At 43.6% G+C, this 12,945-nt stretch carries 10 protein-coding genes; all 10 read right to left on the bottom strand.

All coding sequences use genetic code 11. The features are described 5' to 3' along the window. Positions 1-6: 6 nt before the first annotated feature. Entirely contained in the window at positions 7-3,084 is a 3,078-nt protein-coding gene (locus BLT15_RS02325) for an FAD-dependent oxidoreductase (protein WP_089758272.1), read from the bottom strand. Positions 3,085-3,093: 9 nt separating this feature from the next. Further along, positions 3,094-3,600 carry an NADH-quinone oxidoreductase subunit NuoE family protein gene (locus BLT15_RS02330; protein ID WP_159429771.1) on the bottom strand — a complete coding sequence of 169 codons (507 nt, stop codon included), beginning with the start codon at positions 3,598-3,600 and terminating at the stop codon, positions 3,094-3,096. Between the two features lie 499 nt (positions 3,601-4,099). After that, positions 4,100-4,402 carry an STAS domain-containing protein gene (locus BLT15_RS02335; protein ID WP_089758275.1) on the bottom strand — a complete coding sequence of 101 codons (303 nt, stop codon included), beginning with the start codon at positions 4,400-4,402 and terminating at the stop codon, positions 4,100-4,102. A 42-nt stretch (positions 4,403-4,444) separates the two neighbouring features. Then, positions 4,445-4,849 (bottom strand): ATP-binding protein, encoded by a 405-nt coding sequence (locus tag BLT15_RS02340; RefSeq protein WP_089758277.1) that lies wholly within the window; start codon positions 4,847-4,849, stop codon positions 4,445-4,447. Positions 4,850-4,897: 48 nt separating this feature from the next. After that, on the bottom strand, positions 4,898-6,586 hold the full coding sequence (locus BLT15_RS02345) for a methyl-accepting chemotaxis protein (RefSeq protein ID WP_089758279.1): 1,689 nt from the start codon (positions 6,584-6,586) through the stop codon (positions 4,898-4,900). Between the two features lie 90 nt (positions 6,587-6,676). Beyond that, the gene (locus tag BLT15_RS02350; protein ID WP_089758280.1) at positions 6,677-6,982 is read right to left on the bottom strand and encodes an STAS domain-containing protein; all 306 of its coding nucleotides are present in this window, start codon (positions 6,980-6,982) and stop codon (positions 6,677-6,679) included. A 59-nt stretch (positions 6,983-7,041) separates the two neighbouring features. Next, positions 7,042-7,389 carry an STAS domain-containing protein gene (locus BLT15_RS02355; RefSeq protein WP_089758282.1) on the bottom strand — a complete coding sequence of 116 codons (348 nt, stop codon included), beginning with the start codon at positions 7,387-7,389 and terminating at the stop codon, positions 7,042-7,044. A gap of 25 nt (positions 7,390-7,414) precedes the next feature. Further along, the gene (locus BLT15_RS02360) at positions 7,415-9,049 is read right to left on the bottom strand and encodes a methyl-accepting chemotaxis protein (RefSeq protein ID WP_089758284.1); all 1,635 of its coding nucleotides are present in this window, start codon (positions 9,047-9,049) and stop codon (positions 7,415-7,417) included. 300 nt (positions 9,050-9,349) lie between these two features. Continuing rightward, positions 9,350-12,493: a PAS domain-containing hybrid sensor histidine kinase/response regulator gene (locus tag BLT15_RS02365; RefSeq protein ID WP_089758285.1), complete on the bottom strand. Its 3,144-nt coding sequence runs from the start codon at positions 12,491-12,493 to the stop codon at positions 9,350-9,352. A gap of 132 nt (positions 12,494-12,625) precedes the next feature. After that, positions 12,626-12,940 (bottom strand): Hpt domain-containing protein, encoded by a 315-nt coding sequence (locus BLT15_RS02370; protein ID WP_143422997.1) that lies wholly within the window; start codon positions 12,938-12,940, stop codon positions 12,626-12,628. Between the last annotated feature and the right edge of the window lie 5 nt (positions 12,941-12,945).

A 12,945-nucleotide genomic window follows, 5' to 3' on the forward strand; every position in this document is an offset into this window, starting at 1 on the left:
TTTTTCTTATATATCGCAGCGCAGGCAGCGGGAAGCCTCTTCCCGGGCCTGATCCTCAGAATATCCTTTTTCAACTTCTTTAAATCCCTGCAGGCGCTCTGAAAGAAGTATCTCTGGCATCTTAACTCTGGGTTTTTCCTCTTCTATTATCGGTTCTGTCAGTTCTCTTTCCACTTCGCTTTCGGGAACTACCTCTCCATCTCCTCCCAGGTATTGATCTATTTCGCGCGCTACCTCTTTACCCTGCTGTACACACTCGACTACAGTTGAAGGCCCTTTTACGCAGTCACCGCCGGCAAATATCCATTCGACTCTGGTGCTGAGATCTTCATTGACATCGATCAATCCATTTTCGTTCAGCTCCACCATTGTTTCACCGTTATTGAAATTGTCCTCGACAGTTTGACCTATTGCTACGACGACTATATCGGATTCGAGTTCAAATTTTCTCTCCTCATCGGGAATGGGCCGACGACGACCGCTCTGATCGAATTCACCTTCTTTCATTTCGACACATTCGACAGCTTTGACCTCTATATCTTCTCTGGCGATCTTAACCGGACTCACCTGAGTGTACATATTGACTTTTTCATATTTAGCTTTCTCAACCTCTTCGGTATTGGCTGGCATCTCCTCTTCCCGGCGCCGATAGACTATATTGACTTCTTCAGCTCCCAGCCGCACGGCATTGCGGGCCACATCTATAGCTGAATTTCCCCCTCCGATCACAGATATTTTCTTATCTTTCATGTCAACTCTGTTAGGGTTTATATTGATATCCTCCAGAAGATCTATTGCATTATGAACTCCACCAAGTTCTTCACCTTTAATATTGAGCTGATAATCTTCATGAGCACCAACCGCGAGGTGCACAGCTTTAAAACCCTGACGTCTCAATTCGTCCAGAGTGACATCCTGACCGACCTCTGTTTCGAGCTCCAGTTCAACACCCATGGTTGTCAAAACGGTTATCTCTTCATTTAATTTCTCCTGAGGAAGCCTGTATTCAGGTATTCCCTGAGCCAGCAGACCGCCAGCAACCGAATCTTCTTCGAATATCGTAACCTGATATCCCTTTCTGCGCAGATAAAAAGCTGAAGTTAGCCCGGCCGGACCTGAGCCAACGACTGCGATCCTTTCGTTCTTCTCCTCTTCAATCTGAGGTATGGGATAACCACCCTCCATTTTTGGCACCACATCACTGACAAAACGTTTAAGCTCTCTTATGGCCAATCCTTCATCCAGCGACCTGCGGTTACAGGAGGGTTCGCAGAGATTGTAACAGACCCGGCCGCAGATTAGAACCAGCGGATTTTCCCGTTGAATTTCCTTATATGCCTGTTTGTATTCTCCTCTCCTGATGAGATCGATATATTTGGGCACATCAACGTTGGCCGGGCAGGAATTCTGGCAGGGAGAATTAAAAAGCGGTGCACATCGAGAAGCTTCGCAGTAATCATTTTCTATATGATCTAGATATTCGTCTTCAAAATAGCGGGCGGTGCTAACCACCGGATTGGGCGCGGTCTGTCCCAGTCCGCAAAAAGAGGAATCCTGGACCTTTTCTCCCATGTCAAGCAGCATCTCGTAATCCTCATGATCAGCTTCCCCCTCGGTTATACGGTTCAATGCTTCCAGCATACGGGTTGTTCCAATCCGGCAGGGGGTGCATTTGCCGCAGGATTCATCCTTGCAGAAATCGATAAAGTATTTCGCCAGGTCGACCATGCAATCCTGTTCATCCATGACTATCAATCCGCCGGATCCCATTATCGTCCCTAGTTCCTGAAGAGAATCGTAATCTATAGGCACATTGAGATGTTCGACCGGTATACAGCCGCCGGAAGGCCCTCCAGTCTGAGCTGCTTTAAAGTTGCCGCCGTCAATTAAACCGTCCCCTATATCAAAAACGATCTCTCCCAGAGAAGTGCCCATCGGTATTTCTACCAGTCCGTTATTTTTTACCTTGCCGGCCAGGGCAAATACTTTTGTGCCCGGACTATTCTCTGTTCCTATATCTCTAAACCATTCATGCCCGTTGGCGATGATAGCAGGAACATTGGCCAGCGTCTCGACATTATTAATTACGGTGGGATCGTCCTTAAAACCTTCCTCGGGTGGGAAAGGGGGTCTGGGCCGCGGTTCACCGCGCTGTCCTTCAAGAGAGGCAAGCAAAGCGGTCTCCTCCCCACAGACAAAAGCTCCGGCCCCAAGTCGAATCTCCAGTTTAAAATTAAAACCCGAACCCATTATGTCCTTGCCCAGAAGTCCCAATTCTTCAGCCTGAGAAATAGCCTTTTTAAGTCTTTCGATAGCCAGAGGATACTCAGCCCGACAGTAAACATAACCATGATTGGCTCCGATCGCATATCCGGCGATAGTCATACCCTCTATAAGCCTGTGAGGGTCTCCCTCGAGTAAGCTTCTATCCATGAATGCTCCGGGATCTCCTTCATCCGCATTACAAACCAGATATTTATCTTCACTCTCATTATCACGGGCAAATTTCCATTTTAAACCGGTTGAGAACCCCCCTCCTCCGCGGCCGCGGAGTTTGGCGTCTTCAATCTCATCTATAATCCCTTTCGGTTTCATCTTCTTCAGAGTTTTGGCCAGCCCTTTATAGGAGCCATGACTGATAGCAGCTCTGATGCTTTCCGGATCTATAACTCCGCAGTTTTTCAGAACTATCCTTTCCTGCGGCTCAAAAAAGTCAGAATCAAAAGAAACACGCCAGCGGGAGATGATGTTGCCGGAGACTATATGCTGTTCAACCAGCTCTTCCACCTTTTCGGCCGTAATATCCTCGTAAAGTATTCTGACATCCCCCTGTCTTATCTCCACCAGAGGCTCGCCCACACAATAACCCATGCAGCCGGTTTTGGCCAGCTCAATATCTTTGATGTTTTTTCTTTCGATTTCATTTTTAAGTGCTGTGATAGTATTCTCCGCACCTGCTGCAATACCGCATGTACCCATCCCAACAACAATTACCGTATCAGCGCTCTTCTTTCGCTCGCTGTTAAATTCTTTTTTGATTTCATCAAGATCATTCCGATTTTCCACCATATCTATCATTTCCATAATATCCTCTCACACCTCCTCCAGTTCGGCTTTTTTGCAGTAACGGTCGATAATACTGACTGCTTTTTCCGGATTGAGCATGCCATGAGCATTACCGTTGACCGTCATGACGGGAGCCAATCCGCAGGCTCCCAAACAGCGAACTACCTCCAGCGAAACAAGCCCGTCTTCAGTCGTCTCTCCGGGGGCAATCTCGTACTCCTCGCTGATTCTGTCAATTATCTCTTCAGCTCCTTTAACATAGCACGCTGTACCCTTGCAGATAGAAACCTCGAACTGGCCCCGCGGCTGATCAGTAAAATAAGTGTAAAATGAAATTACACTTTTGACCCTGGAAGGGCTTATTTCCAGGCCGCGGGCAATTCTTTCCTGAGCCCTTTCGGGAATATGCCCTATGAGACTTTGAGTTTCATGCATGATCTCGATAAGAGCTTCCTGCTGAGCGTCATTGCGCTTAACTATCTCCTCGAGTTCAGGCTCAACTCTGTGCCAGTTGATCTCTTCATTTGCTGACATCGAATCACTCCCCATTTAATTATGAAAAACTTCACATGTTTTTGCAAAAAAATTGCTGATTTTTGCTATTGAAAAGGTAAAATTGATAAAATTAATGACAATAAATGATAAAAAATGACAAATCAGGGCTCTGATATAAATTACGAGCCTGTATAAGAACTATATGCCTTCGAATAATCATGATTGGCCAATTCCTTATGTAAATTATATAACATTTAATAGTTTCTTGCAAACTATTTATATTGTTTTGTTTGTCAAAGTTGCTTTTTCAATTAAAATTAAAACTTTTTTTGAGTAGTGATGATGTATTTCCTGCAATATGATAGAGGATCTTCTCCAGAATCGTTGAAGAAATTTTCATTGTGAAGAGAGAACTACCAATAATATGCAGCATTAATATGACTGGGATTATATTCAAACAGCTAATATGGATAAAGGCAAGATAAAAAACTCAGCCATAGCAAACCCTTTTAGGTTTATTATGGCTGAATCCGCAGAATCACCAGTCTATTTCCAAAACCTCATCTAATTTCACCATCTTAAACATTTTCCTGACGTAATCCGTATCCACATTCCTTATTCTCAGTTCACAATCTCTATCTGTCAGCTTTCTATTTAAAAGTAAAATCTTCCCCATCCCAATGCTGTCTATCATCTCTACCCCAGAAAAATCGAGAACAACCTCCTCAAATTCTTTTTCCATCAATCTTGCTGTAATTTCATCCATCTCATCAGCATTGGTCAGATCAAGCTTTTTATCTATGCTGACTATAGCTTTATCCTCCTGATAATTTAAATCCATATTGATTTTCCTCCAATAAATTTAAAATAGACCGGGAAAAGATCAGGTGAAAACGGCAGTGATGGCATTTCCATCTTCATTGAATTCGAGTTCGTCAGCCACCTGATTTATCAGATTTAATCCTCTTCCTTTCTCTTCCAGTACGGGCATGTTTTCCATATCAGCCTGCCGCCAGTCGAAACCATCCCCCGGATCTTTAACAGATATTTCGACTCTACCCACGTGAGCACTGATCTCAACTCTGGCCTCCTCCTCGGGAGAGCTGCAGCCGTGTTCCAGGGCATTGGCCAGCATCTCCCTGGCAGCCAGCTCCAGCCTAAAGTTGAGATCCTCCACACCGTGATCTGCATCGGCCAAAATATCTATTATCTCTTCAACCGTATCAGCAACTAACTCCGCCTGACAGGCCATGGTCAGATCAGTCTCTATCATCTTTTCAGCAGACATTATTCTCCCTCCACTCTGCTAACAATCAGTATACTGAAACAGCTCCCCTTATTCATTTATATCAAACTGAGAGATCAGCTGTTTGAGATGACGGGCCATATTTTCCAGTTCATCTGCCGAAGCCGCCATTTCTTCCACCGAGGCGCTCTGTTCTTCGGTAAGTGCGGAGACTTCTTCAGCCCCAGCAGCGGTGTTCTCCATCGATTTGGCAGCCGTATCTATTGATTCATTTACCTCTGCCAGCGAAGCTTCCATGTCTTCAACAAAACTTTTAACTTCTTTCACCTGCTCGCTGGTTTTACGTGAGAATTCCACAATCCTATCCAGAGAATCACCTGCATCCTTGATGATTTCGATCTGCTTCTGCACCTCTTCATAATTTGTATCCATCGAGTTTACAGTAGCTTCCGTTTCTGACTGAATGTCTTCAATGAGACTGGTTATATCTCCAGCAGCCTGTGAAGATTCTTCTGCCAGCTCTCTGATTTCTTCGGCTACCACAGAAAAGCCCCGGCCGGATTCTCCAGCTCTTGCTGCTTCTATGGCAGCATTCAAAGCCAGCAGATTGGTCTGAGAGGCTATACCTTCGATGAGCTCAACCATATCACCTATTTCTTCAGATCTTCTGCCCAGTTTTTCAATGGCGTCCGTGGCAAATTCGACAGTTTCATTCACCACATCCAGCTGCTCTATGGCTTTGTCGATCGAATTATAACCATCAGCTGCTTTTTCTTCCGAGTTTTCAGCTATATTCATGGTCTTACTGACTGTATTCCTGAGCTGCTCTGCGCCTTCCTTCTGGTTTCCCGCGTGCTCCTGCAACAAATCTAGTTCATCGCTTATCTCCTGACTTTCCTCGGCTACCTCTGTAACCGTCCGGGCAATCTCTTCAGCACTCTGGCCTGTTTCATCCGAGGCAGTACTCAGTTCTTCCGAGGCATTTACCACAGAATCCGCACTATCATCTATACTTCTTACCAGATTCCTCAGAGTAGATATCATTTCGTTAAAGGAGTCTTTTAAATCTCCAATCTCATCTGTTTTGCTGCTGGTAACCTTGCTGGTAAGATCTCCTTCGGCCACCCTTTCAGCCTGTTCACTCATACTCTGCAGCGGACCAACCGTAGTTTTTGTCAGTCCGAGAGCAATTATTCCAGCAAGAACAACCGCGAGCACAATGGATCCCATGGAAACCATATCTGCCCGGGCGGCCACAGCTCTGCTTTCGTCCTGCAGGCTTGCAATTTCCTCCCCGGTAAGATCGATAATTGCAGCCAGATACCCGCGCACATCTTCCAGGACTGGAAGTGTTTCTTCCCGGAAAAGTTCTAATGCTTCCTCTTCCTGTCCTGCTTCATGAAGTTCCACAACTTCATTGCCGGCGGCATGCAGCTGAATATGGGGCTCTTCCAGGGCCTCATATTCATCGGCATAAAAATCTTCAGGAGATGTGTCATAATACCACTGACCTAAATTGCATTCAGTATGATCCACTAAATCCGGCGCTTCTCCCGTGGTCAGCATATCATATATGCTCATCGCCCACATATGATGATCGATCTCCAGGTTCAGAAAATGCTGTTGTAAATTCTGCATCTCATTTATTTCAGCCTCTATATCTGCTACCCTCTGATCATAGACTTCATCCAGCCAGTTCGCTGCAACAAATAGTAAAATAATAAGTAAAAAAGCCAGAATAAATTTTAGAAATAATGAACCCCTGATTTTTTTAATCAAAATATCTCACCCTTTTTTGGCCCCGGTTTTACGCCAGAGGTGATATCCATCCCTCCCGGGCCCTAAAATTGATCTGCTAATTATCTATGGTTATTGAACATCCACCAGCTCATCGAGATGAACCATCTCAAAAACTTCCCGAACGTATTCAGAATTAATATTCGTGATTTTCAAACTCCCCTGTTCTTCCTTCAAAATTTTCTGGAAAAGCAAGATTTTGCCGATTCCGGAACTGTCGATTCTTCTAACTCTCTCGAAATCAATAACTATATTCTTTTGACCGTTCTCAACCAGCTCGGTGAATTCTTCTTTGAGGTCTCCAGCGGTGGTTAAATCCAGATCTTCACCGGGAACAAGTCGGGCAAAATCCTCTTTTATTTCAACTTCAATATCCATGAGTAATCAGCCTCCCGATTTCTTTGGTGGGGAAATAATCATACTTTTAATTTTTCCTTTCATTCCAGGGCCTTTAGAGCTGATTCGAGATCATCATAAACTTCAATTATATCATTCAATCTGGTCAGCTCGGCAACCCTTTTGACTTTATCGTTCAAACCGGCTATAACCAGTTTACCGTTATTTTCCCGCATATACTTAAAGATAGAGATAACATAACCCACCCCGGAACTATCAAGATAGGGAACATTTTCCAAATCTATAATGAGCTTCTCAATTTCCTGATTGCCCAGTTTTCTTTTTGTCTCCTCTTTGAGGGGATTGGAATTTTCAAAAACAATTTCATCTTCGGGTTTGACAACTCCCACGTCCCCTTCAGTTCTCAATTTGATAATATCTTCGCTCATATTATTTCGCCTCCGATTTTAATTTTTATTTTTCCTTCAACTGGTCTTCAAAACGCGCCAGCCTGGATTCCAGCACTCGGGCCTGACTGACGATATCTTCAGTGGTATCCTTCAACCTGGAGATAGATCCGGCCTGCTCCTCCATGGAAGCGGTGATTTCCTCGGTATTGGCCGCAAATTCCTGCGAACTGGCGGAAACTCCCTCTATATTTTCGGTTAGTTTTTCCTGCCGCCGGTGTAATTCGGAAAAATTTTCACCAAACACTTCAATATTTTTCTCCTGCTCTTTCAACAGATCCTGGAGGTTTTCAAATGCTACAAAAACATCCTCTGTACTGGCCAGCTGCTTTTGGGAAGCATCCGCCAGTCGGCCTGCTTCTTTTCTCACCCTGTTAATTTCTCCGATCAAACTATCTATTGTTTCACTTATATCCTGAGCAAATTTATCAGTTTCAACTGAAAGCTCACGCACCTCTTCCGCAACAACGCCAAATCCTTCGCCTCTTTCTCCTGCCCGGGCTGCTTCGATCGAAGCATTTAAAGCCAGGAGATTGATCTGTTCGGCCACCTCCTGAATCTGAGTGTTGATGTCAGAAATTGCCGAAGTCTGCTCCTCCACGCTGCCTATCTGATCTATTAAACTCTCAATGGCTTCGTTGTTCTGGCGGGAATCCTCCCTCAATTCGTTGATCTTCTCAGAATTATCCTCTCGAAAACCGACTATCTGTTGATTAACATCTATAACAGACCGGACGGTTTCCTGATTGTCTTCAGTAAAATCCTTTAAGTCATCGACTGATTTTAGCGCTCCCTGAATACTGCTGGATTGTTCTTCAGCATCACTGGCCATATCTTCAGCTGCCCTGGCAATTTCATCTCCGGCCTCTTCAACCTCGCTATAAGCTTCAGATAGTTTCCGCGAAGTTCTATCCAGTTCATCGGCGGAATCCCCCAGCATATGAATCATTTCGCCGAAACTGCTGATCGAAGCTGTGACCACTCTGTCCATAAAATCGAGGGGAGAAAAATCAGAAGCACTTTTGAAGATCAGTTCTTTATCCAGGTGAGTGGTTCCTTCCTGCAGCATAATATCGACCCCGGTAACACCCAGAACCTCATCATCCTCAATAATCGGCTCCGCTATAGCAGTCATCAGGACTTCTCCGTTCTCCAGTTCATCATATATGAAAGGATCCATGACGACTGTCGATTTTTCCTCTCTGGGGCGGTTGTAGAATTCTTCTTTGTCGATTTCAGGAAGAGACATTACACTTATCTGACCACCAGCCCGATAAAAATAGGAGTTGAATCTCCCGGTTTCGTCATAATGGTCAACCTGGCTGTATGAATTGTCGGCTCCATCGAATTTATCGGGTTCAAAGACTACCCAGGCTCCAAAAATTCCGGGATTTTCCCTGAGATGCTTTTCCAGCATATTATTCACAACTTTTCTATTGGTAGCAGCAGCCTTTTTGGTTTCGAGTATTGAAGCGCTGAAGCGCTCCACCAGGTCCAGCATTTCATCTATAAAATCATAATCTCCAAGCATATTCTCCTTGAGTTTAACTGCATTTTTTCTAAAAGCCTTTCTGAGTCTGAAAAGACGATATATACTTATCAACAATAAGAGTGCAAGGATCAACAAAACTGCTTTTAACATAAATTATTTATCCTCCGGTTTTTCTTTTTTAACTTAACCAAAGGCTTCCAGCTGCTTATTAGAGCTGCTGATTGAATAAAATAATTGGTTATAATAATCAATTGTATATTATCGCTGTAATTCCTCCTTAAATTGCTAAAAAATCGTAAAAAATATCCCCTGAAAAGAGGTTTTTTCAGGAATATTAAACTGCAAAAATTGCCAAAAATAGCCCCTTGAAATATACGCTTTAAGCTAGCCCAGCAGAATTCCTGGATCGATATCTATTACTTCCGAATATAAATTCCTTTATTTCAAATCCTATTCTCTGTATTTTTCCACCAGAGAAAGCAGTTTATCTTTTTTGATGGGCTTCGTAAAATGATCATCAAAACCCATTCTTTCGGTTTTTTTCATATCTTCTTTTAAGGCATGGGCTGTAAGTGCCACCAGAGGTGTTGAGGGAAAGCCTTTTTTCTTCTCGAGTTCTCTGATTTTTTGAGCTGCCTGATAACCATCCATTTCCGGCATCTGCAGGTCCATTAAAATTAAGTCATACTCGTCCTCCTTAAATTTCTCAACACCCTCTCTCCCGTTCTCTGCCATGGTAAGAACACAATTTTGAGGTTTAAGATGAGCCTGGACGAGCAGTCTGTTTTCTTTTGCGTCTTCTACCAGCAGAATATGCAGCGGTTTTTTCTCCTCTTTCTTTTTCTTACCGACGATTTTATCTCTGTCAGTTTTTTCTTCCTTCCTGCCAGGCTTAACCCTTTCCTCCTCTCTCTTTTTCGAACCGCATTTTTCCTGGACCTCTCTATCAGTTTCGGATGGGCTTTCATCTATCTTTTTATGAACCACTTCACTGATAACCTGTATCAGCTCCTCTTTTCTGAGGGGTTTAGAGATAAATCTATCGATCATCTCTTCCGACAGTGAAGTAAGCTGTTCCCTGCCAGGAGCTGAAGTTAAAAGAATTATTCCCCCAGCAAATTCTCCGGTCTTATCGTCCATCCATTCCAGTACTCCATTGCCATCCATAACCGGCATCATTAAATCCAGCAACAACAGGTCAAACTCTTTTTTGCTGGCTCCCTCTCTTTTTTCAAGATCAGCCAGCAGAGAGATCGCCTCACCACCATTATGGGCGGTGACGACTTCCGCATTTTTCTCCTGCAAAAACTCTTCGAGCACGAGAAGATTGGTTGAATTATCATCCACCGCCAGCACCTTAAGACCGGAAAGATCAATATCTTTGTCGAATTTTTCTGCTCCGGCAACCGGTTTTTCGGCCGGGGAAAACTCTATTGTAAAATAAAAAGTGCTGCCCTCCCCGGGAGTGCTTTCCAGATCGATATTTCCTCCCATCAAATTGACCAGTTTCTTTGAAATTGTAAGACCAAGACCTGTGCCGCCGTATTCTCTGGTATTGGAGGCATCCGCCTGGGTGAATGTGGAAAATATATCCCTCTGCTTCTCGGGCTTAATCCCTATACCAGTATCCCTAACAGAGAAGATTAGTTTCACACTGCTTTCATCTTTCGTCTCCAGGTCCTCAACTTTTATATCTGAATTTTTTGCTATATCTATCTGGAGAACTACCTCTCCCTCCTCTGTAAATTTGACTGCATTGCTGAGCAAATTCACCAGAATTTGCCGCAGCCGCGAGGGATCTCCCATTATCTCTTCAGGGACTTCCGGAGCAATTCGAGACGCCAGATCCAGACCTTTTTCATAAGCTCTGTAAGCCATCATTTCAATAACATCATTTATCAATTTTCTTAAGTTGAATCCGGTTTCTTCCAGTTCTATCTGTTCGCCCTCAATTTTGGATAGATCCAAAACATCGTTAATCAATGCCAGCAGATTATCTCCCGAAGTTTTCAAAATTTGCCGATATTTTTCCTGCTCTTCGCTCAGAACTGTTTCTTCCAGAAGTTCGCTCATGCCGATTATGGAATTCATGGGAGTTCTTATCTCATGACTCATCGTGGCCAGAAATTCAGATTTAGCGCGAGAGGCCTTGAGTGCTTCATCGCGCGCCTGTTCGAGTTCTATATTTTTTCTTTCTATCTCCTGAGTATATTCATTCAGCTTTTGTTCGGCTTCTTTAGCTTCAGTGATATCCTGATACATGGCCAGAATACATTTTTTATTATTAATAATTATTGATTTGGCGGTGACCCTGATATCAATAACCTCACCGAATTTGGTTCGGTGTTCTGTTTCAAAATTTTTGCCTGCCCCACGCAAAATCTCTTTAATTTGATTTTTAATTTTGCAGGTTTCTTTTTCAACCGTGTAATCTTCTACTTTAAGCTCTCCAAACTCCTCGCGAGAATAGCCCAGCTGATCACATACCGCTTCATTAAACTCCAGATGTTTTCTGCTTTCGGGATCAATAACAGCTATGCCGTAGGGCGCCTCTTCAAAAAGAGTTCGATACTTCTGTTCTATCTCCCGTCTTTTCGTGATATCACGGGCTATACCCAGAACGCATTTTTCGCCCAGATAATTAATGGGAACTTTTTTAGTCTGAAACCAGCGCTCAGTACCCTCAAAGTCAGTTATACGTTCCTCCGTTATTTTCTGCTCTTCACCGTCCAGAGCGGCTCTATCATCACGGGAAAAGTCATCTGCTTCTTCATCGGTGGGAGTCAACTCATAATCGGTCTTCCCCACCACTTCCGCCTCCTTCAGACCAAAAAGCTCCTCCAGTTCACTATTGATAAGCTGATAACGGCCATTTTTATCCTTTATAAATATGCAGTCAGGGGCGGCATTTATCACACGCCGAAAGGATTCTTTCTGCTGCTGCAGTTCTTTTTCATATTTTTTTCTTCTGGTAATGTCATAGTTAATGCCCAGCATGTATTTGCCCTGGCTCTTTTCATTGTTCTCATCTTTTCGGTGGATCCCTCCATAAGCCTGCACATATCTTGCCGTACCATCCGGACGCTCAACTCTAAATTCGGCTTTAAACTCCTTTTCTTCTTCCACCGCCTCTTCCAGTCTTTTAACAGCCTCTTCTTTATCCTCAGGATGCAGTCCCTGAACCCAGGTTTTAAATTTATTCTCCACACTATCCTTCTCCATGCCGTACATTTCATACATATAATCATTCCAGTAAAGATCCCTGCTCTCCAGATCCAGCTCCCACACACCTACTCCGGCGCTGTTAGTAGCCAGCTCAAAACGATTATTTAACTTCTTCAATCTACGTTCAGCTCTTTTTCTTCTGGTGATATCCCGGGCTGAGCCCACAATCTGGGTAATTCCACCCTTACTAAATACTGGCGTAAGGGTGGTCCTCCATATTTTCCTGCCGCCGGGCAGTTCAAGTTCTTCTTCGTACTCAATGGCTTCTCCGGTCCTAAGACATTTTCTATAATTATTTTCTATTTTCCCTCCAGTATCATCTCCCAGAACCTGCACCGGAGTTTTTCCTTTGACTTCCTCCGTTTTCATGCCCGTTTGCTCTTCATGGGAACGGTTCAAACGCAAAAATTTGATCTCTTTTTTTCTGTTACCTCGAGCAAAAACATAGCATCCTGAGTATTATTAAAAATAATTTCGTACTGATCCTGCAGGGAAAGATCATCATTCATAAACTATCTCCACCTTATTAAGATGTTCCTCGAATTCTGCGATCAACTCTGCTATACGGTCCTCATTTCGACATTCAGCTGCTTTTTCAATCTCCCGGGCCAGCTCCGTCATCCTGTCAAAGCCATAACTCCCGCCGCTTCCCTTAATTTTATGAGCGAGTTCTTCAATCTCATCAAAATTATCATTTTTCAGCATCTCTTTAAAGTTCCCTATATCTGAGCTGCGATTTTCCATAAACATAGGAATCAAATCTTTTAAATCCTTATCAACGTTTACCACAAACTCACCGGCAGAATCATCTGCCATATAAT

The organism is Halarsenatibacter silvermanii (assembly GCF_900103135.1).
In the GTDB taxonomy this organism is placed as follows: Bacteria; Bacillota; Halanaerobiia; order Halanaerobiales; family Halarsenatibacteraceae; genus Halarsenatibacter; species Halarsenatibacter silvermanii.

What these genes read in the sequence shown, in the direction of transcription:
- BLT15_RS02325 (WP_089758272.1), bottom strand. Translation starts at nt 3,084, where the DNA reads ATGGAAATGATAGATATGGTGGAAAATCGGAATGATCTTGATGAAATC.
- BLT15_RS02330 (WP_159429771.1), bottom strand. Translation starts at nt 3,600, where the DNA reads ATGTCAGCAAATGAAGAGATCAACTGGCACAGAGTTGAGCCTGAACTC.
- BLT15_RS02335 (WP_089758275.1), bottom strand. Translation starts at nt 4,402, where the DNA reads ATGGATTTAAATTATCAGGAGGATAAAGCTATAGTCAGCATAGATAAA.
- BLT15_RS02340 (WP_089758277.1), bottom strand. Translation starts at nt 4,849, where the DNA reads ATGTCTGCTGAAAAGATGATAGAGACTGATCTGACCATGGCCTGTCAG.
- BLT15_RS02350 (WP_089758280.1), bottom strand. Translation starts at nt 6,982, where the DNA reads ATGGATATTGAAGTTGAAATAAAAGAGGATTTTGCCCGACTTGTTCCC.
- BLT15_RS02355 (WP_089758282.1), bottom strand. Translation starts at nt 7,389, where the DNA reads ATGAGCGAAGATATTATCAAATTGAGAACTGAAGGGGACGTGGGAGTT.
- BLT15_RS02360 (WP_089758284.1), bottom strand. Translation starts at nt 9,049, where the DNA reads ATGTTAAAAGCAGTTTTGTTGATCCTTGCACTCTTATTGTTGATAAGT.
- BLT15_RS02365 (WP_089758285.1), bottom strand. Translation starts at nt 12,493, where the DNA reads ATGAAAACGGAGGAAGTCAAAGGAAAAACTCCGGTGCAGGTTCTGGGA.
- BLT15_RS02370 (WP_143422997.1), bottom strand. Translation starts at nt 12,940, where the DNA reads ATGGCAGATGATTCTGCCGGTGAGTTTGTGGTAAACGTTGATAAGGAT.